Origin of the sequence: Gordonia sp. 852002-51296_SCH5728562-b (assembly GCF_001665475.1) — a bacterium.
In the GTDB taxonomy this organism is placed as follows: domain Bacteria; phylum Actinomycetota; class Actinomycetes; order Mycobacteriales; family Mycobacteriaceae; genus Gordonia; species Gordonia sputi.
The window spans coordinates 18472-37304 of sequence record NZ_LZMI01000135.1; the positions used below are offsets into that span (position 1 = coordinate 18472).

An 18833-nucleotide genomic window follows, 5' to 3' on the forward strand; every position below is an offset into this window, starting at 1 on the left:
GGTCGACGTCGGTGAGTCCTCCGTTGTTCTGGGTCGACGAGGTGCCCCGCGTGGGTGGTGAGGTCGTGCTCGCCGGTAGCGAGGGGCGGCACGCCGTGACCGTCACTCGCCTCGGCGTCGGCGAACAACTCCTCGTCGGGGACGGCCGGGGTTCTGTCGCCGACTGCGCGGTCGAGGCGGTCCGGTCGAAAGACACGCTTGTTGCGCGCGCTCACGGGTACACGTTCATCGACCGTCCGCGCCCGACCGTCACGGTGATCCAGGCGCTCCCGAAAGGCGAGCGCTCGGAGCTCGCCGTCGACCTCGCGACGGAGGCGGGTGCGGATCGCATCGTGCCCTGGCAGTCCGCGCGATGCGTTGCGCGATGGACTGGCAAGGCGGACAAGGGAATTGCGAAGTGGAAGGCCGCGGCGTCCGCGGCGGCCAAGCAGAGTCGGCGCCCATGGATTCCCGACATCGGTGAATTGGCGACGACGACTGACGTGCGCGCGATCTGCGCAGGCGTCGCCGCGGACGGCGGTGTGGTCGCGGTGCTGCACGAGGACGGAGCCGTGCCGCTGCGGTCGCTACCGCTGGCGGGTGCCTCCCAGATCGCCCTCGTGGTGGGGCCAGAGGGTGGACTCGACGACGCCGAGATCGCCGATCTGACCGCGCTGGGGGCGACGTCGGTGGTCCTGGGTCCCGAGGTGCTGCGGACGTCGGCCGCCGCCGCTGTCGCGCTCGGAGCGATCGGCGTGCTCACCGATCGGTGGGAGCGGTGAAGCGGTGCGCGGTGCACCGCTCGAAGATCGCGTACGGCGGTGAGCCGTCGCAGTTCGGTCACCTCTACCACGTGGCGAGCCCCGACGACCGTCCTGACCGGATGCGCCCGGTGGTCCTCGTGCACGGCGGCTACTGGACCACAGAGTTCAGCCTGACCATCGAATCGGCGATCGCGCGACAGTACGCGGAGCGGGGCGCACTGGTGTGGAACGTCGAGTATCGACGCATCGGTGAAGCGGGTGCCGGATGGCCCGCCTCGGGAACCGACGTCCGGTCCGCTATCGAGGCGCTCGACACCGAGATTCCCGACGCACTCGAACCCGACCTGCGGGCGTGTGTCGACTGGACCGATGTGGCTGTCGTCGGGCACTCGGCCGGTGGTCAACTCGCGCTCTGGTCGGTTGCGCAACTGCGAGCGAAGACAGCGTCGACGACGATCACCACGGTCGTCGCGCAGGCGGCGGCACTGGATCTCGTGGGTGCCGGTCGTGCCGCGCGACCCTCGGTCGAGGGCCTGATGGGAGGGCCGTACGACGCCGCGCCCGAACGCTACCGGCAGGCCTCGCCGATCGAACAGGAGCCGTTCGACGCGCACGTCGTCGCCATTCACGGCACGCTCGACACCGCGATCCCCGTCGACGTCAGTCGGCATTACGTCGAAACGGTCTGTGCGCGTGGGCAATCCGCCGAACTCATCGTGGTGCCGGACGAGGGACACGATGCTTTCGTCGATCCGCGAAGCGTGTGCAACCGGCAGACACTGCGCGTGCTCGGGATCTGAGTGCCGTGGTCGGTGCGGTGCGACGACCGCCGTGCGCCGGAATATTGCCTGCTGATCGGCCGTTGTGGCGCGATAGACTCGTATCGGACACGGATTCGATCCGGATCCGAGTGCACGCATAGAGCCCAAAGCCCCAGACACCAGGAGTGATTGCATACGTGAGTGACGGCACCCCCGACGTGAACGCGCCGAACAGCGGAACATCAGGGGGCAGACCTGTGGTCACCTCCAACGTGGAAATCTCTCCCGAGGTGGTCTTCGGTCTGCTCGGGGCCAGTGACATCAACCTGCGCACCCTGGAGAAACTTCTCCCCGCCGATATCCATGTCCGCGGCAACCAGGTGACGCTCAGCGGTCAGCACGCCGACGTCGCGGCATCGGAAAGAGTTGTCGCCGAACTGGCCGACCTGGTGGGACGCGGAACCCCGCTGACCCCTGACCTCGTGCGCCACAGCGTGTCCATGTTGAGCGAGGGATCGGCTGAGTCGCCGGCAGAAGTGTTGTCACTCGACATCATCTCCCGTCGCGGAAAGACGATCCGCCCCAAGACGCTCAATCAGAAGAAGTACGTCGACGCCATCGACAACAACACGATCGTCTTCGGCCTCGGACCAGCCGGAACGGGCAAGACGTACCTGGCGATGGCCAAGGCCGTGCAGGCGCTGCAGGGCAAAGCGGTCAACCGCATCATCCTCACGCGCCCCGCTGTCGAGGCCGGGGAGCGACTCGGCTTTCTTCCAGGAACCCTCAGCGAGAAGATCGACCCGTACCTGCGGCCCCTGTACGACGCCCTACACGACATGATCGATCCGGAGTCGATACCGAAACTCATGGCGGCGGGCGTCATCGAGGTCGCGCCGCTGGCGTACATGCGAGGCCGCACGCTGAACGACGCCTTCATCATTCTCGACGAGGCGCAGAACACGACGAGCGAGCAGATGAAGATGTTCCTGACCCGCCTCGGGTTCGGATCGAAGGTCGTCGTCACCGGCGACGTCACTCAGGTCGACCTGCCCGGCGGAGCGCAGAGCGGCCTCAACGCCGCGACACGCATTCTCGAGGGCATCGACGACATCCACTTCTCGCATCTGAACAGCTCCGACGTCGTGCGTCATCGACTCGTGGCCGACATCGTCGACGCGTACGGCCGCGACGACGAGGCACACCGTTCGTCGGGTCGGCTGCGCGACGCGGGCGCCCAGGGCGGCAATCGTGCGGCCCGACGCGCCGCCGGAGGAGGACGACGCTCATGAGTATCGAACTCGCCAACGAGTCAGGCGTCGAGGCCCCGGCGGAACTGATCATCGGTGCGGCACGGTTCGCCGTGGGGGCGATGGATGTCAATCCGGCAGCCGAGCTCTCGCTGCTGCTGGTCGACGAGGACACGATGGCCGACATGCACGTCCAGTGGATGGATCTGCCCGGGCCGACCGACGTCATGAGCTTCCCGATGGACGAACTCGTCCCAGGCGGCCGCCCCGACGCCGCGGAACCCGGTCCGGCGATCCTCGGCGACATCGTGATCTGTCCCGCTTTCGCGAAGCGTCAAGCCAAAGAGGCACGACGCTCCTTCGACCACGAACTCGCGATGCTCACGATCCACGGTGTCCTGCACCTCCTCGGCTACGACCACGCCGAGCCGGAGGAGGAGAAGGAGATGTTCGGGCTGCAGAACAGCATTCTCGAAGAGTTCTACGCCGAACGTCACCGCATCGCGCAGGTACAGCGTCAGTCCGACCGTGACACCAAACTGTTGACCAACATCGGTTTCTCCGACATCGCGTCGGTCGACGCTGCTCCCGACGCCTCCGATCCGGGACACACCCCGCCCAAGGACACGTGACCTTGTCGCAAGACATCTGGTTCCTCATCGTCGCTCTCGTCTTGCTCGCTGCCGCAGGCTTGTTCGCGGCCGTCGACACCGCGGTGTCGACGGTGTCGATCGCTCGCGTCGAAGACATGGTCAAAGAGCAGCGCGCCGGAGCGCGCAGGCTCGTGTCGGTGTTGGATGCGCGCGCCACCTACGTCGGTCTCGCCGTGTTCCTGCGCGTCGCCTGCGAGACGGCGGCGGTTGCACTCGCCGCTGTCGCCGCGGTCGATGCGCTCGGGGTCGGGTGGGGACTCGTCGTCACGATCGCGGGCATGACCGTGCTCTCGTACATCGCGGCAGGCGTCGGACCTCGCACGCTGGGCAGGCAACATGCCTACAGCGTCGCGCTGGCCTCTGCGGTGTTCCTGCAGGCGCTCGGCGTGCTGCTGACACCGGTCACCCGACTTCTCATCCTCATCGGCAACGCATTGACCCCCGGACGCGGATACCGCAACGGGCCGTTCGCCACCGAGGTCGAGTTACGTGAGGTCGTCGACCTCGCGGAGGCAAGCGGAGTGGTGGCGGCAGATGAGCGCCGGATGATCCAATCCGTCTTCGACCTCGGCGATACCAATGCCCGCGAGGTGATGGTCCCGCGCACCGAGATGATCTGGATCGAAGACGACAAGACCGTCGCGCAGGCGCTGAATCTCGCACTGCGGTCCGGACATTCGCGCATACCCGTGATCGGCGAGAACCCCGACGACGTGCTCGGGGTCCTCTACCTCAAAGACCTCGCCTCGACACTGAATGCGGGAGAACCGATCACGGTCATCCGGGCGCGAGATCTCATGCGTCCGGCCGAGTTCATGCCCGACTCGAAGCCACTCGACAAGGTGCTCGCAGACATGCAGCGCACCCGCAACCACATGGCGCTCCTGGTCGACGAGTACGGCGGCATCGCAGGTTTGGTCACCATCGAGGACGTCCTCGAGGAGATCGTCGGTGAGATCACCGACGAATACGACACCGACGAGGTCGCCCCCATCGAAGATCTCGGCGACGGCAGCATTCGGGTGTCGGCCCGACTGCCCGTCGAGGATCTCGGCGAACTCTTCGACATCGAGATCGACGACGATGAGGTCGAAACCGTCGGCGGACTCGTCGGGCTGGAGTTGGGCCGCGTGCCGTTGCCGGGTGCCGACGTCGAATCCCACGGGCTGCGGCTTGTCGCAGAGGGAGGGCCCAATCATCAAGGGCGCCAACGTATCACCACGGTGTTGGTGACCAAGTTGCCGTCTGCGGATGATGACGACGCAGACGCGGCGTCGCGGGATGACGACGACTCACGACGTGATCGACGCCGCGGTGACGCCCGCTCGGAATCCGACGCGGGCGCGCTACGTCGAGTGCGTGACGCCGACCCCGACACCGATGGGGAATACTCTGAGCGGAACGGCTCCGACCGCGGCACGTCGGTTCACGCACGCAACGGCAAGGATCACAGGTGACCCAGACACTCGACGACGAGGACAACAAACTCGTCGTGCTCGCCAGGGGAGCGCGCGCCCGCGCAGAGACCGCATCGGGTGCGGCGGTTCGCGACGGTGACGGGCGGACCTACGCCGGAGCCGACGTCGAGACGCGCTCGCTGCAGTTGACAGGTCTTCAGGTCGCGCTCGCGACGGCGCTCGGCAGCGGTGCAGGCGAGTTCGAGGCCGCCGTCGTCGTCGGCGGCCGCGCAGACGATCCCGGCCTGGCAACCCTGCACGAGATCAGCCCGTCGGCACCTCTGATCGTCGCCGATGGAAGCGGCGCCGTCGTCGATCGCGTCGAGTCATGAGCGACGAATTCCGCTCAGGATTCGTCTGTTTCGTCGGCAGGCCCAACACGGGGAAGTCGACGCTGACGAACGCCCTCGTCGGCGAGAAGATCGCGATCACGTCGAATCGTCCGCAGACAACTCGGCACACGATTCGCGGAATCGTGAACCGGCCGGACGCGCAGTTGATCATCGTCGACACCCCTGGCCTGCACCGACCACGCACGCTTCTCGGGCAGCGACTCAACGATCTCGTTCGCGACACCTACTCGGAGGTCGACGTGATCGGGATCTGCATCCCGGCCGACGAGGCGATCGGTCCCGGCGACCGGTGGATCGTGTCGCAGGTGCGACAGATGGCGCCCAAGACGACGGTGCTCGGCGTCGTGACGAAGATCGACCGCGTGACGCCCGACAAGGTCGCGGCCCAACTGCTCGCACTGAGTGAACTGCTCGGCAGCGAGTCCGAGGTGGTGCCGGTGTCGGCGACCAGCGGCGCGCAGCTCGACGTCCTCACAGACGTTCTCGTCTCGCTGATGGAACCGGGCCCCGCGTTCTATCCCGACGGCGAGCTGACCGACGAACCCGAGCAGGTCCTGATGGCGGAGTTCATCCGCGAGGCCGCCCTCGAGGGTGTGCACGATGAGTTGCCGCACTCACTGGCGGTCGTGATCGAGGAGGTCATCCCGCGCGAGGACCGACGCCCCGATCAGGCACCGATGGTCGACGTCCACGCGATTCTCTACGTGGAGCGCGACAGCCAGAAGGGCATCATCATCGGACACAAGGGTTCGCGTCTGAAGCAGGTGGGTACCACCGCTCGGGCGCAGATCGAGAACCTGCTCGGCGTGAAGGTCTACCTGGATCTACACGTGAAAGTGGCAAAGGACTGGCAGCGAGACCCCAAACAGCTGGGACGAATGGGCTTCTGACGGCCGATCTCTTCAGGAGGTACGACGGTGGGCAAGCATGAGGGATCGGACGAAACGGCACCAGCCGACTCGGTCGATTCGACGCAGGACAGTCACGATCAGAGCAGTCACGATCAGAGCAGTCACGGTCAGAACAGTCACGGTGGGGGCACTCGCACCGACGAGAGTCGCACCGAGCAGACCGGCGCTGACGGCTACCCGCACGAGGAGCAGGCGGTCAGCACCATCTCCGAGGTGCTCGGTGCGCCCAAGTTCTGGCTCCTCCCGGTGTTGCTCGTCGTCGTCATCATGTCGTTCATGGCGGCGCTGTACATGGGCGCGATCGCCGATCCCGAACGCAATCTGCACGATTTCCCGATCGCCTTGACCAACCAGGACAACGGGGGCGAGGTCCCCAACGCCGACGGCGGCACCGACAAACAGAATTACGGCGATCAGATCGCCAAGGGCATCATCGACGAAGCGGCGAAGAGTGGAATCGCGGTGCACAAGACCGACCGCACCACCGCGCTGAACGAGTTGAACACGGGCAAGGTCTACGGCGTCGTGATCATCAGCCCGAACTTCACCAATAAGGCTGTGGCACTTGGCCAATCGGCGGTACTGCAGGCCAAGCCCGAGAAGCTGCCGATCGACATCTACATCAATCGCGGGTCGGGAACCTTCGCCTCGGCTATCACGACGACATTTTCTGAGCGGGTGTCGACGCAGGTCAACAAGCAGGTGGGCGACCAGCTCACGCAGTCGGTCAGAGAGCAACTCGCCAAGGCCAACGTACCGTTCAGCGGCGCAGCGCAACTCGCGCTCTCGCAACCGGTGGACGTGCGGACCGTCGAACCCAATCCGCTGCCCGAGGGCTCCGGAAACGGATTGTCGGCGTTCTACTACACACTGCTGCTGATTCTCGCCGGTTTCACCGGCGCGATGATGGTGAGCATCGTGGTCGACGCCGCGCTCGGCCAGACACCCATCGAATTCGGCCCCTTCTACCAACTGCGTCTGCGACTGCCGATCTCGCGCTGGGGAACTCTCGCCGCCAAGTGGACGATCATGTTGCTGATCGCGTTCATCCAGTCGGCGCTGTACATCGGTGTCTGTACGGCGGTGGGGACCTCGTTACCGAACGCGTTTGTGTTGTGGACGTATTCGGTGTTGGTGATCTTCGCCGTCGGTGTGTCGGCGGCGTCGGCGATGGCCGTCTTCGGAAACCCCGGTCTGATCCTGAATCTGGTGTTCTTCGTGATTCTCGGCCTGCCGTCGTCGGGTGGCACCGTGCCGCTGGAGGCCAGTCCACGACTGTTCGCCTGGATCGCGTCGGTCGAGCCGATGCATCTGGTGTACCTCGGGGTTCGCTCGATCCTGTACTTCGATGCCGACTGGGATGCCGGCCTCGGCCGGGCGGTGATCCAGACGATCATCGGATTGATCGTGGGCGGACTGCTCGGCTGGGCGGGAACCAAGTTCTACGACCACAAGGGCTGGCATCGCTTCCCCGGCGGCATGCGCCTGACGCCGCGGATGGCCAAGATCTTCGACGGCGGAAGCGGCAGCCTCCCGACGATCACCACGCCTGCACCCCAGCACGTGGCCGGGGTCGCGGGCGCCAGCGCCCGCAAGCGAGAGGCGACGGCAGGCACTCATGTCGGCTCCCACGAGCGTGAGCCGGGCGACTCCGGAAGTGGCAGCGGTTAGCGGCATGTCTCGGCGGGCCATGTCGGTCGCCGGTGGAACAATGGCACGGTGAGGTTCTACCAGGATGAAGCGGTTGTGCTGCGCCAGCACAAGCTCGGTGAAGCCGACCGCATCATCACGTTGCTGACCGCGGAGCACGGATTGGTGCGTGCGGTCGCCAAGGGCGTGCGACGGACGAGGTCGAAGTTCGGTGCCCGGTTGGAACCGTTCGCCCACGTCGACGTGCACCTCTATCCGGGACGCAACCTCGACGTCGTCACACAGGTCCATTCGATCCACGCGTTCGCCGACGCGATCGTCGCCGACTACGCCCGCTACACCACGGCGTGCGCCGTCCTCGAGACTGCGGAACGCCTTGCCGGTGAGGAACGTGCTCCCGCCGCGCAGTTGCACCGCCTCACCGTCGGTGCCCTCGAGGCGCTGGCAGATGATCGACGGCCGGGAGGGCTGATCCTCGACGCCTTCCTGCTCAGGGCAATGCACTGTGCAGGCTGGATGCCCGCGTTGGATGTGTGTGCACGCTGCGCTTCGCCTGGCCCGCATCGGGCGTTCCACGTCGCTGCCGGTGGTGCGGTGTGCCTGCACTGTCGTCCGCCGGGAGCCGCGACCCCGTCGCCCGGCGTCCTCGACCTCATGGACTCGTTGTACCGGGGGCAGTGGGAACACACCGCGGACGCGACCGAATCGCTACGACGTCAAGCCAGCGGATTGGTCGCCGCGCATCTGCAATGGCACCTCGAGCGCCAATTGCGCACCCTGCCGCTCATCGAACGCGCAACCCCTCATAGTCTGGTTTCACCGAACGTGAGAGGAGCCGGCGATGGCGCTACGGTCGCGGTCCGCGGCTCGGGATGAACGGGCAAAGCAAGCCGCAGCACAGGAACGACGCGCGGTTCGTCCACCCGACCCGCATCCGAGCGGCGCTACGCCGCCCGCATTGCCCGCCGAACTGATCCCACGCCACGTCGCGCTCGTGATGGACGGCAACGGCCGGTGGGCCACCGAGCGTGGACTGCCGCGTACCGAGGGGCACAAGCGTGGCGAGGCGGTCCTCATGGACACCGTCTGTGGCTGCATCGAGATGGGCGTGACGTGGTTGTCGGCCTACGCGTTCTCGACGGAGAACTGGTCGCGCAGCCCCGACGAGGTCCGGTTTCTGATGGGTTTCAACCGCGACGTGATCCGACGCCGTCGCGATGAGATGAACGAGATGGGCGTGCGCGTGCGCTGGGCCGGACGCCGACCACGCCTGTGGCGCAGCGTGATCAAAGAACTCGAGGTGGCCGAGGAACTGACCAAGGACAACACGGTCATGACCCTGACGATGTGCGTGAACTATGGCGGACGAGCCGAAATCGCCGACGCGGCAAAGGAGATCGCTCGACGCGCCGCGGCGGGCGAGCTCGATCCCGAGCGGATCACCGAGGCGTCGTTCGCGAAGTATCTCGACGAGCCCGGTATGCCCGACGTCGACCTGTTCCTGCGTCCGTCGGGGGAGCAGCGCATCTCGAACTTCCTGCTCTGGCAGTCGGCCTACGCCGAGATGGTCTATCAGGAGAAGCTGTTTCCCGATTTCGATCGCCGCGACCTGTGGGCAGCGTGCGTCGAGTACGCGTCTCGCGACCGTCGCTTCGGCGGCGTGATGACGACGGAGTGAGCGTGAGTAGTCGGTGAGCGATGAGTCGATGAGCAATGAGTCGGGCCCGAATTCTTCTGCCGCGCAACAGGTTCTCCTCGACAGGGTGGCCGCGCTCCTGACCGAGATCGGCGACGTCACCGACGCCGACGCAGAATCGGTGGTTGTGGCCGTCGGCTCGACGCGAGCGTCGGTTCGCGTCATCGCGCTGGCCGACGACCTTCAGGTGGTCTCGGTGACGCAGTTGCTCGCGCTCAACCTTCCCAACACCGACGCGCTCCGTTCCGACGTCGAAGAACTGGACGCGACGCTGAGCTTCGGTAACCTACGACGCTCCGATCTGACCGGCGTCACCACAGATGTGTTGCAGTACTACACATTTCCGGTCGACGGCCTCACCGACATCCCACTGCTGACGGTGCTGCACATCGTGCTCTCCGGCGGCGACGACATCGCCCGCAAGCTCGTCGACGCGAGCTGATCTCCGCGGAGTGTCAGCGTGCGGCGCGGCAGTCGGCGCACACTCCGAACACCTCAACGGTGTGGTGGATGTCGCTGAATCCGTGTTCTGCCGCGATCTTCGACGCCCAGCGCTCCACAGGCTCCGCCTGGACCTCGACCGTCGTTCCACACACCCGGCACACCAGGTGGTGGTGATGCACCGACGAGCAGTTCCGGTAGCGCATCTCGCCCGAACCGTCCCAGAGAGCATCGATCTGACCCGCTTGGCTCAGTGCCTGCAGATTGCGATAGACGGTGGTCAATCCGATCGATTCGCCACGCGCCTTGAGTTGCTCGTGAAGTTCCTGAGCCGAGCGGAAGTCGTCGCCTTCCGACAGTGCGTCGGCGATTGCCGCGCGTTGCCGGGTGGAACGGATGCCGGTGACGGGACGCTCGCGGCCCGCGGTGTCGGTGGGTGCTGCGGTGTCGGTCGTCGCCGTGGTGTCGGTGCTGCTCATCGGGCCGCTTCGTCGCTGTGAGTTGTCGATGGCGCCCCGGTGTTAGTGGCTGCCGTGTTCGCGGCTGCAGTGTTCGCGGCGGGCGCATCCGGACTAGTCGGCTGCGTCGTCGGACGCGGTTCGGTCGCGTGTGTGAGGGCGTCGGTGACGATGTGTGCGAGGTGGTCGTCGATCAGCGAGTACATGATCTCGCGGCCGTTGCGTTCACCGCGCACGACGCCCGCGTCCTTCAGTACGCGCAGGTGCTGGCTGACCAGGGGCTGGCTCACGCCGAGCGAGCCGACCAGCTCGTGCACGCAGCGGGCGTCTTCCTGCAGTGCCAACACGATGGCGATCCGCATGGGCGATGCGAGTGCTCTGAGCAGGTCGCTGGCGGCCTCGCGCGCAGCAACATCGCGGGCGCCGACGCTGCGCGAGCCGAGGTCTTCTGAACACTGGCCGCGAGTTCCCATCCCTCCATCTTAAAGGAAGTGGTTGTCATTTGTGGTCGACGCCCCACTGGTTGCGTTGGCCGCACCAGGGGATGCTCGACGGCGCTGGTCAGGCGTCGTCGGCCGACGGCTAGGCTGTAAGGGTTGCCGGCCTGCGCGTCGGCGAGAAGTTTGTGACCTGTCCCAACGTCCGTGGAGAAAGATCCCTGTGGCCTCCCGCCCGTCGAATGCTGCCCCTGCCAAAGTCGAAGCCGTCGTCAACCTCGCCAAGCGTCGGGGTCTCGTGTACCCGAGCGGCGAGATCTACGGCGGGACACGGTCGGCGTGGGACTACGGGCCGCTCGGAGTGGAGCTCAAGGAGAACATCAAGCGGCAGTGGTGGCGGAGCATGGTCACCAGTCGCGACGACGTCGTCGGACTCGATTCGTCGGTCATCCTCCCGCGGCCCGTGTGGGAAGCCAGCGGTCACGTCGAGGTCTTCACCGATCCGCTCGTCGAATCGCTCTACACCCACAAGCGCTACCGCGCCGATCACCTGATCGAGGCCTACGAGCTCAAGCACGGCCACCCTCCTGAGAACGGTCTTGCCGACATCAACGACCCGGAGACGGGGCAGCCGGGCAATTGGACCGAGCCGCGTGCGTTCAGCGGTCTGATGAAGACCTACCTGGGACCTGTCGACGACGAGGAGGGCTTGCACTACCTCCGTCCGGAGACCGCGCAAGGAATCTTCGTCAACTTCAAGAACGTCATGACGACCTCGCGTAAGAAGCCGCCGTTCGGTATCGCGCAGATCGGCAAGAGTTTCCGCAACGAGATCACCCCGGGCAACTTCATCTTCCGCACCCGCGAGTTCGAGCAGATGGAGATGGAGTTCTTCGTCAAGCCGGGTGAAGACGAGGAATGGCACCAGTACTGGATCGATCAGCGATTCGCCTGGTACACCGATCTCGGTATCAATCCGGAGAATCTGCGGCTCTACGACCACCCCAAGGAAAAGCTGTCGCACTACTCCAAGCGCACCGTCGACGTGGAGTACAAGTTCGGCTTCTCGGGCAACCCGTGGGGCGAACTCGAAGGCGTCGCCAATCGCACCGACTTCGATCTGTCCACCCACGCCAAGCATTCGGGTGAAGACCTGTCGTTCTTCGATCAGGCGACGGGCGAGCGCTACACCCCGTACGTGATCGAGCCCGCGGCCGGTCTGACCCGTTCGGTGATGGCATTCCTGTGCGACGCGCTGACCGAGGAAGAGGTGCCGAATGCCAAGGGCGGCACCGATACCCGCACTGTGCTCCGCCTCGATCGTCGACTTGCCCCGGTGAAGGTGGCGGTGCTGCCGCTCTCGCGCAACGAGAAGCTGTCACCGAAGGCCAAGGATCTCGCCGCAGAGTTGCGCAAGTACTGGAACGTCGACTTCGACGACGCGCAGGGGATCGGCAAGCGCTACCGCAGGCAGGACGAGGTCGGAACACCGTTCTGCGTAACGGTCGATTTCGACACCCTCGACGATCAGGCCGTCACGATTCGCGAACGCGACACGATGAGCCAGGAGCGCATCGCCTTGGACCGCGTCGTCGAATATCTCGGGAGCAAACTGCTCGGGGCGTGACGTCTACGGGTCGCGGGTCGGTCGTTGAGTAGGCCTGACCTGCGGTGGTCTGTCACAATTGAGGAGAGTTTGCCGTGCGTGGCCGGACACGGGGTCCGACCGGGCGGCGAGGAGAGTGAGTGGAGTCGTGGCGGTCAGCGGGAAAGTCGTGCATTACGACACGAATAGAGGATTCGGATTCCTGGCCCCGGAGTCGGGCGGTGCCGATGTGTTCTTGCACATCAATGACATCGACATCGACGAGGATTCGTTGAAGCCGGGTGCCAAGGTCTCGTTCGACATCGAGGAAACCGATCGCGGGGCCAAGGCGGTCAACGTCGCGGTCACCGAAGAAGCGCCGGCCGACGAGTCGGGATCGGGGCGCCCGCATCGTCGCGATTCGCACGATCACCACGGTCGCTCACACGGTTCGGATCGCTCACACGGGGCCGACCGTCGACGTCCGCGCGGAGGCGGCGGGTCACTCGACTCAGCGGCGTTCACCGAGGAGATCACCGAACTGCTCCTCGACGCCTCCGGCGACCTGACTGCCAAGCAGATCGTCGCCATCCGTCAGCGCGTCACCGACTTCGCGGTCGGTCGGGGCTGGGTGCTTGACTAGTACCCCGCTCTCTGGCCGGACCGGTATACCTCCGACTGCCGAGTACGGCGAGGAGGCCGTCGAGCGCATCGTTCGCGAGGGCGCGAAGACGGCCAGCCTGCCCGGCACCAGGACAGATCACCGCAGCGAGTACGCGCGCGACCGTGCGCGCGTACTCCATTCGGCCGCACTGCGTCGGCTCGCCGACAAAACCCAGGTCGTCGGACCACGCGAGGGTGATACTCCGCGTACCCGTCTCACGCATTCGCTCGAGGTCGGGCAGATCGGGCGGGGGATCGCGATCGGTCTCGGCTGCGAGCCAGACCTCGTCGAACTCGCAGGTCTCGCCCACGACATCGGGCATCCGCCGTACGGACACAACGGCGAACGAGCGCTCGACGAGGTCGCCGTCGACATCGGCGGGTTCGAGGGCAATGCGCAGAACCTGCGCATCCTCACGCGGCTCGAACCGAAACTTCTCGACGCCGACGGCGCGTCCGCGGGTCTCAACCTGACCCGCGCGTCGTTGGACGCGACCCTCAAATACCCGTGGCTGCGTCGGCCGCCGGCCCGCAAGTTCGGTGCGTACGACGACGACGCCGACACCCTGGCGTGGGTTCGGCAGGGTGCGCCCGGCGATCGGCAGTGTATCGAAGCGCAGGTCATGGACTGGTCCGACGACGTCGCGTATTCGGTCCACGACCTCGAAGACGGCGTCATCGCCAACCGCATCGATCTCCGGTCACTCGGCGACCCGGACGATCAACGCACGCTGGCGGCGATAGGTGTCGCAGAATTTCCCGAGCTCGAACCGGAACCGCTGATCGACGCCGCGGGCAGGCTCTCGCAGATGGACATCGTGCGGGCGGTCGGGGTGTTCGACGGCAGTCTCGACGCGTCTGTACGGCTCAAGAGACTCACGAGTGAACTCATCGGCAGGTTCGCGTCCGCCGCCATCACGGGTACCCGAGAACAGGTCGGCGGGCGCTCGATTTCTCGCTACGACGCCGACCTCACCGTGCCACCGCTGATCGCTGCCGAGGTTGCGATCCTCAAGACCTTGGCGCTGCGATTCATCTTCTCCAACGAACGCCACAAGTCGCACCAGGCCCGCCAACGCGAGCGCATCCACCGGGTCGCGGGGTGGTTGATGGCCGCGGCTCCCGGAGGACTCGATCCGATCTTCGTTCCGACCTGGCAGGCCGCCGAGACCGACGCCGCGCGACTGCGTGTCATCGTCGACCAGATCGCCTCGATGACCGAGGGACGCCTCGAACGGATGGACAAACAGAACTCCGGCGCCCAGGCGCACCTGGGCTGAGACTGCTGGGCTGCACACTACTGGGCGGATGAGTTCCCGGCGTTGACGGCGTCGAGCTTTTCCGCCAGCGCCTTCTTGGTGACCGCGCCCGTGGTGAACTCCGGCAGTCTGTCGACAGGCACCGAGCCGATCATGGCGAGCAGCCCCGGGCCGTCGGCCTCGGTGACGTCGGGGAAGGAGCTCTTGACCAATTCGGTCAACGCGTCCTTGCCGCTGGGGACCGAAACCACCTCGGCGATCGTCGAATTGGTGGTCAGCGGGACGGAGATCTCGTCTCCCTTGACCTCGACGTCGGCGTGCACGCGGATATCGCGACTCGACGCTCCCACGTCGATCCGATACGTTCCGCCTTCGACGAGGAAATCGTGGACGCGAACATCCCAGTACGCCAACACATCTCGCGGCACGCTGATGGTCACGCGCTGCTCGTCGCCCGCCTTGACGTCGACGCTCGCGAACGCTTTCAGTTCGCGCACCGGCCGCGAGACCGACGACGTCTCGATGCCTGAATAGACCTGCACGACCTCGCGTCCGTCGACCTTGCCGACGTTGGCGACGGTCACCTCGACGGTCAGGCCGTCGGCATTCTCGGTGACCGAGAGGTCGCGGTAGTCGAAGTCGGTGTAGGACAAGCCATGTCCGAACGGATAGGAGACGTTCATTTTGCGCGCGTCGTACCAGCGGTAGCCGATGAAGAGTCCCTCGCCGTAGGTGACGTGTTGGAACTCGCCGGGAAAGTTCAGGTAGCTCGGGTTGTCCTCGAGACGCAGCGGAATGGTCTCCGACAGTCGCCCGGACGGATTGACGCTGCCGAACAGAACGTCGGCGATGGCGCCTCCGCCCGCCTGTCCGAGGAGCGCGCCGTCGAGGATCGCGGGCGCCAGGAGCGGTGCGACGCGGAGCACTCCGCCGCGTGAGAGCACCACGGCCGTACGGGGATTCGCGGCCAGTACCGCCCCTGCGAGTTCGAGCTGATCGGAGGGAAGGTCGATGGTGGTCCGGTCGAATCCCTCTGACTCCTGGTGCTCGGCGAGTCCGAGGAACAGCACGACGTTGGTCGCGGATCGCGCCGCGGCGACGGCATCGGAAATCAGGTCGCTGCGGTTCTGGGAATCGTTGTCGTCGGTGGTGTATCCGGCGGCGTAGACGACTTCGGAGTCGGCGTGCCGCTTGATCTCGTCGAGCGGGATGTCGACCTTGGTGGCGTTGACCTTCGACGACCCGCCGCCCTGATAGCGCGGTTGCGCGGCCATCGTGCCGATGACGGCCAACTTTTCGGAGCTGTCGAAGGGGAGGAGGTCGTCGTCGTTGCGCAACAACACGATCGCCTGCGCGGCCGCCTCACGCGCCAGCGAGTGATGGGCGTCGACGTCGAATGTGCCGTTCTCCGAACGGATGTGCGGTGCTGCTCGTTCGACGAGCGCGATCATCCGGTCGGCAGACTCCTGCAGTGCCTGCGGGTCGAGGCGGCCGTCATCCACAGCGGCCGCCACGTCGTCGTCGAGTTCGTCGCCCCCGAACGGCATCATCAGGTCGAGTCCGGCGGCCACCGAGCGGACGCGGTCGACCACCGCACCCCAGTCGCTGACCACCACGCCGTCGAATCCCCAAGTGTCTCGCAGGATTCCGGTGAGTAGCTCGCGGCTCTCGCTCGCGTGGACACCGTTGATGCGGTTGTACGAGCACATCACCGTCCAGGGTCGTGCGGTGCGGACGATGTGGCCGAACGCTCGAAGGTATAGCTCGTGCAGTGTGCGCTCGTCGATTGCCGCGCTCACCCGCATGCGATCGGTCTCCTGGTTGTTGGCCGCGAAGTGCTTGAGCGACGCACCGACGTCGACGCTCTGCACGCCGCGCACCCATGCTTCGCCGAATGCCGCCGACAGGAACGGATCCTCGGAGTAGTACTCGAAGTTGCGGCCGCCGAGCGGGGAGCGTTTGAGGTTGATGCCGGGGCCGAGAACGACCGAGACCTGGCGGGCGAGTGCCTCGGTGCCGATGGCCTTGCCGATGCGGTCGGCAAGGTCGGGGTTCCAGGTCTGGGAGAGTCCGACAGCGGGCGGAAAGCAGGTCGCGGGAACGCTCTCCGACAAGCCGAGCGCGTCGGAGGAGCCCTCTTGTTTGCGCAGTCCGCTCGGGCCGTCGGTCATTGCGATCGACGGCAGGTCGCCCTCGGACTTGGTCTGCCAGAAGTTCTTGCCGCTGGTGAGTCGGGCCTGCTCTGCGGTGGACAACGACGATGTAGCCATAGGTACTCCTCGGTGCGACGACTCGGCCCCCCGCTTTCGACCGTAGCCGATCCGTCGTCGGAAGCCGTGCGTGTTCGGGGTCGGTCCGCGCGCTTGTGGATGTAGCGGACGAGGCGAACCGCAGAGGTCACTACACTGGGCACGTGGCAGGCCGAATTCCCGATCGTGACATCACGGCAATCCGTGAACAGACACGCATCGAGGAGATCATCGGCGACTACGTCGCATTGCGTCCGGCCGGTGCCGACCGACTCAAGGGTCTGTGTCCCTTCCACGACGAGAAGACGCCGTCGTTTCACGTCCGTCCGCATCACGGTCATTTCCACTGCTTCGGATGCGGCGAGGGTGGCGATGTCTACAGCTTCTTGCAGAAGCAGGAGCACGTCAGCTTTGTCGAGGCCGTCGAGCAACTCGCCGACCGGATCGGATATCAGATCCACTACGAGGGTGGCGGGACGTCGGTCGCACGTGATCGCGGAACCCGCGCCCGCTTGGTAGCTGCCAACGCCGCCGCGCAGAAGTACTACGCCGAGCAGTTGCGAACCCCCGACGCGCAGATTGCGCGCGACTACCTCACCGAACGGAACTTCGACGCCGCTGCGGCGTCGGCCTTCGGCTGCGGTTACGCCCCCGCAGGCTGGGACACGATGACCAAGGCGTTGCTGTCGCAGGGCTTCGAGTTCGCCGAACTGGAGGCAGCCGGCCTGTCGAAGCAGGGCCGCAAGGGCCCCATCGACAGATTCCATCGCCGTCTGCTGTGGCCGATCCGCAATCTCGGTGGAGACATCATCGGTTTCGGTGCGCGCAAGCTGTTCGACGACGACAACCTCGGCAAGTACATGAACACGCCGGAGACCATGCTGTACAAGAAGTCTCAGGTGTTGTTCGGGCTCGATCACGCCAAGAAGAACATCGCCAAGAGTCATCAGGTCGTCGTGGTCGAGGGATACACCGACGTGATGGCGATGCACCTGTCGGGGGTGACGACTGCTGTCGCTTCGTGTGGCACCGCATTCGGTGAGGATCACCTGGCGCTAATCCGTCGTCTGATGATGGACGACTCGTATTTCCGCGGTGAGGTGATCTACACCTTCGACGGCGACGCGGCCGGAAAAGCTGCGGCGCTCAAGGCGTTTGAAGGCGAGCAATCCATCGCGGGTCAGACCTTCGTCGCCATCGCGCCGGAGGGCATGGACCCGTGCGAGTTGCGGCAGAACAGGGGAGACGCCGCGGTCCGGGATCTGATCGCGCGTCGAGTGCCGATGTTCGAGTTCGCGATCAAGGCCCTGCTGGCCGGGTTCGATCTGAACACCGCGGAGGGTCGCGTCCACGCACTGCGCGACACGGTGCCGGTGGTGGCCCGGATCAAAGACGTGGCGCTGCGCGACGAGTACGCCCGTCAACTCGCCGGTTGGGTCGGCTGGGAAGAAGTCGGGCAGGTTCTCGCGCGGGTCCGTGAGGAGGGTGCGCGCGTCGCTCGGGTGAGCGGACGTGCATCGGCGTCGGGGCGTGGGCGGCAGATGCGTCGTGACCGTCCCGAAGCGGAGAAGGCGCCGGGACCCGGGCGACCCAACCCGGATGACCCCCGCCTCTGGCCGCAGCGCGAGGCGCTCAAGGCGGCACTGCAATACCCGGCCATCGCGGGCACCGTCTTCGATTCGCTGCCCGAGGAGTGCTTCACCGAACCCGCCTACACCGGCGTCCGAAATGCGATGTCGGCGTTGGGTGGCACGTCGTCGGGGATGGGCGGCACCGAGTGGATCGACGCCGTCAACCACGAGGTCGACAACCCCGTCGTCGGGCCGATGGTGACCGAACTCGCCGTCGAACCGATGCCGGTCAGCGAGCAGAACATCTCGCGCTACATCGGCAGTGTGCTGGCCCGACTGCAGGAGGTCTGGGTGGGCGCGCAGATCGCCGACATCAAGTCACGGCTGCGCCGCATGGCCCCGGGTGACGACCCCGACGGCTATCACGCGGTATTCGGCGACCTCGTGGCGTTGGAGGCGTATCGACGCAGTCTGCTCGAGCAGGCCGTCGACCCTGTCGTCGACGTCGGATGACGGTGGTCAGGCGGCGTTGAGCCTGCCGCCTGGTCGCAGTTCCTCGGGGAACATCGGCCGGTGCGGATCCTCGGAGTTGTACCGGCAGCCACCGGAGTACGTGTGGGGGCCTTCGCAGCGGTCGGGCGTTGGGCGCGGGCGTCCCCAGATGTGGTCTGCACTCATCAGCTCGCCTCCTCGGGC

At 65.9% G+C, this 18833-nt stretch carries 19 protein-coding genes; 15 read left to right on the plus strand and 4 right to left on the minus strand.

The window, feature by feature from the left end:
- Positions 1 to 11 precede the first annotated feature (11 nt).
- The 11 genes from A5766_RS23205 to A5766_RS23255 all read left to right on the plus strand — a co-directional run bounded on the left by A5766_RS23205 (position 12) and on the right by A5766_RS23255 (position 9916).
- Positions 12 to 761 carry a 16S rRNA (uracil(1498)-N(3))-methyltransferase gene (locus A5766_RS23205; protein ID WP_039855846.1) on the plus strand — a complete coding sequence of 250 codons (750 nt, stop codon included), beginning with the start codon at positions 12 to 14 and terminating at the stop codon, positions 759 to 761.
- An 11-nt stretch (positions 762 to 772) separates the two neighbouring features.
- Entirely contained in the window at positions 773 to 1543 is a 771-nt protein-coding gene (locus A5766_RS23210) for an alpha/beta hydrolase family protein (RefSeq protein ID WP_005206505.1), read from the plus strand.
- A gap of 158 nt (positions 1544 to 1701) precedes the next feature.
- Positions 1702 to 2796, plus strand: coding sequence for a PhoH family protein (locus A5766_RS23215; RefSeq protein WP_005206504.1), 1095 nt, complete (start codon positions 1702 to 1704; stop codon positions 2794 to 2796).
- The gene (ybeY, locus tag A5766_RS23220) at positions 2793 to 3386 is read left to right on the plus strand and encodes an rRNA maturation RNase YbeY (protein WP_005206503.1); all 594 of its coding nucleotides are present in this window, start codon (positions 2793 to 2795) and stop codon (positions 3384 to 3386) included. The genes A5766_RS23215 and ybeY overlap by 4 nt, the downstream gene beginning before the upstream one ends.
- 2 nt (positions 3387 to 3388) lie before the next feature.
- Entirely contained in the window at positions 3389 to 4864 is a 1476-nt protein-coding gene (locus A5766_RS23225) for a hemolysin family protein (protein ID WP_141630878.1), read from the plus strand.
- Positions 4861 to 5196 (plus strand): hypothetical protein, encoded by a 336-nt coding sequence (locus A5766_RS23230; protein WP_005206501.1) that lies wholly within the window; start codon positions 4861 to 4863, stop codon positions 5194 to 5196. The genes A5766_RS23225 and A5766_RS23230 overlap by 4 nt, the downstream gene beginning before the upstream one ends.
- A complete protein-coding gene (gene era / locus A5766_RS23235; RefSeq protein ID WP_005206500.1) occupies positions 5193 to 6107 on the plus strand; it encodes a GTPase Era in 915 nt (304 codons plus the stop codon). The genes A5766_RS23230 and era overlap by 4 nt, the downstream gene beginning before the upstream one ends.
- 27 nt (positions 6108 to 6134) lie before the next feature.
- Positions 6135 to 7799 (plus strand): YhgE/Pip domain-containing protein, encoded by a 1665-nt coding sequence (locus A5766_RS23240; protein ID WP_005206499.1) that lies wholly within the window; start codon positions 6135 to 6137, stop codon positions 7797 to 7799.
- Positions 7800 to 7847: 48 nt separating this feature from the next.
- Complete coding sequence (recO, locus tag A5766_RS23245) at positions 7848 to 8654, plus strand: DNA repair protein RecO (RefSeq protein WP_039855844.1); 807 nt, start codon at positions 7848 to 7850, stop codon at positions 8652 to 8654.
- Positions 8620 to 9456: an isoprenyl transferase gene (locus tag A5766_RS23250; protein ID WP_064906623.1), complete on the plus strand. Its 837-nt coding sequence runs from the start codon at positions 8620 to 8622 to the stop codon at positions 9454 to 9456. The genes recO and A5766_RS23250 overlap by 35 nt, the downstream gene beginning before the upstream one ends.
- 28 nt (positions 9457 to 9484) lie before the next feature.
- Positions 9485 to 9916, plus strand: coding sequence for a hypothetical protein (locus A5766_RS23255; RefSeq protein WP_064906655.1), 432 nt, complete (start codon positions 9485 to 9487; stop codon positions 9914 to 9916).
- A gap of 13 nt (positions 9917 to 9929) precedes the next feature.
- Here A5766_RS23255 and A5766_RS23260 read toward each other — a convergent pair whose 3' ends face one another.
- Positions 9930 to 10394 carry a Fur family transcriptional regulator gene (locus A5766_RS23260; protein WP_005206495.1) on the minus strand — a complete coding sequence of 155 codons (465 nt, stop codon included), beginning with the start codon at positions 10392 to 10394 and terminating at the stop codon, positions 9930 to 9932.
- Positions 10391 to 10846, minus strand: a complete 456-nt coding sequence (locus A5766_RS23265; RefSeq protein ID WP_005206494.1) for an ArsR/SmtB family transcription factor — start codon at positions 10844 to 10846, stop codon at positions 10391 to 10393. The genes A5766_RS23260 and A5766_RS23265 overlap by 4 nt, the downstream gene beginning before the upstream one ends.
- A 187-nt stretch (positions 10847 to 11033) precedes the next feature.
- Between A5766_RS23265 and A5766_RS23270 the strand changes: the two genes are divergently transcribed.
- The 3 genes from A5766_RS23270 to A5766_RS23280 all read left to right on the plus strand — a co-directional run bounded on the left by A5766_RS23270 (position 11034) and on the right by A5766_RS23280 (position 14338).
- Positions 11034 to 12437: a glycine--tRNA ligase gene (locus A5766_RS23270; protein WP_005206493.1), complete on the plus strand. Its 1404-nt coding sequence runs from the start codon at positions 11034 to 11036 to the stop codon at positions 12435 to 12437.
- A 127-nt stretch (positions 12438 to 12564) separates the two neighbouring features.
- The gene (locus A5766_RS23275; protein WP_005206492.1) at positions 12565 to 13038 is read left to right on the plus strand and encodes a cold-shock protein; all 474 of its coding nucleotides are present in this window, start codon (positions 12565 to 12567) and stop codon (positions 13036 to 13038) included.
- Positions 13031 to 14338, plus strand: a complete 1308-nt coding sequence (locus A5766_RS23280) for a deoxyguanosinetriphosphate triphosphohydrolase (RefSeq protein ID WP_005206491.1) — start codon at positions 13031 to 13033, stop codon at positions 14336 to 14338. The genes A5766_RS23275 and A5766_RS23280 overlap by 8 nt, the downstream gene beginning before the upstream one ends.
- A 17-nt stretch (positions 14339 to 14355) precedes the next feature.
- Here A5766_RS23280 and A5766_RS23285 read toward each other — a convergent pair whose 3' ends face one another.
- Positions 14356 to 16587, minus strand: coding sequence for a glycoside hydrolase family 3 C-terminal domain-containing protein (locus tag A5766_RS23285; protein ID WP_005206490.1), 2232 nt, complete (start codon positions 16585 to 16587; stop codon positions 14356 to 14358).
- A 143-nt stretch (positions 16588 to 16730) separates the two neighbouring features.
- Between A5766_RS23285 and dnaG the strand changes: the two genes are divergently transcribed.
- A complete protein-coding gene (gene dnaG / locus A5766_RS23290) occupies positions 16731 to 18650 on the plus strand; it encodes a DNA primase (RefSeq protein ID WP_005206489.1) in 1920 nt (639 codons plus the stop codon).
- A gap of 6 nt (positions 18651 to 18656) precedes the next feature.
- Here the strand turns inward: dnaG and A5766_RS24805 are convergent, their stop codons facing one another.
- Positions 18657 to 18815 (minus strand): hypothetical protein, encoded by a 159-nt coding sequence (locus tag A5766_RS24805; RefSeq protein WP_168431277.1) that lies wholly within the window; start codon positions 18813 to 18815, stop codon positions 18657 to 18659.
- Between the last annotated feature and the right edge of the window lie 18 nt (positions 18816 to 18833).

Bases quoted from the DNA above. Each gene is read 5' to 3' on its own strand.
- ybeY (WP_005206503.1), top strand. From the start codon at position 2,793: ATGAGTATCGAACTCGCCAACGAGTCAGGCGTCGAGGCCCCGGCGGAA.
- era (WP_005206500.1), top strand. From the start codon at position 5,193: ATGAGCGACGAATTCCGCTCAGGATTCGTCTGTTTCGTCGGCAGGCCC.
- A5766_RS23250 (WP_064906623.1), top strand. From the start codon at position 8,620: ATGGCGCTACGGTCGCGGTCCGCGGCTCGGGATGAACGGGCAAAGCAA.
- A5766_RS23255 (WP_064906655.1), top strand. From the start codon at position 9,485: ATGAGCAATGAGTCGGGCCCGAATTCTTCTGCCGCGCAACAGGTTCTC.
- A5766_RS23260 (WP_005206495.1), bottom strand. From the start codon at position 10,394: ATGAGCAGCACCGACACCACGGCGACGACCGACACCGCAGCACCCACC.
- A5766_RS23265 (WP_005206494.1), bottom strand. From the start codon at position 10,846: ATGGGAACTCGCGGCCAGTGTTCAGAAGACCTCGGCTCGCGCAGCGTC.
- A5766_RS23285 (WP_005206490.1), bottom strand. From the start codon at position 16,587: ATGGCTACATCGTCGTTGTCCACCGCAGAGCAGGCCCGACTCACCAGC.
- A5766_RS24805 (WP_168431277.1), bottom strand. From the start codon at position 18,815: ATGAGTGCAGACCACATCTGGGGACGCCCGCGCCCAACGCCCGACCGC.